The organism is Pseudomonas persica (assembly GCF_900291015.1).
In the GTDB taxonomy this organism is placed as follows: Bacteria; Pseudomonadota; Gammaproteobacteria; order Pseudomonadales; family Pseudomonadaceae; genus Aquipseudomonas.
In genome coordinates this window covers 1-280 of record NZ_OLKL01000097.1, presented here as the reverse complement: position 1 = coordinate 280, position 280 = coordinate 1, and the positions used below count along the sequence as shown (strand labels likewise).

General features: G+C 66.4%; 1 pseudogene. It reads left to right on the top strand.

What is annotated here, in order from left to right:
• Positions 1 to 280 (top strand): annotated as a pseudogene (locus FQ664_RS25850) (glycerol-3-phosphate 1-O-acyltransferase PlsB); the annotation flags it as partial.

Here is a 280-nt window from a genome sequence, read left to right as displayed (position 1 = left end):
ACCTGCTGGCGCTGGCGCTGCTGTCCACGCCCAAGCATGCGATGGGCGAGGCCGACCTGATCGCGCAGATCGAGCTGTGCAAGACCCTGCTGGTGGAGATGCCGTATTCGGGCCGGGTGACGGTGACCCCGCACTCGCCGGAGCGGATCATCGCCCACGCCGAAGAGATCAACGTCCTCACCCGCATCAAGCACCCGCTGGGCGACGTGCTGAGCGTCAGCGGCGATACCGCGGTGCTGCTGAGCTACTTCCGCAACAACGTGGTGCACCTGTTCACCGC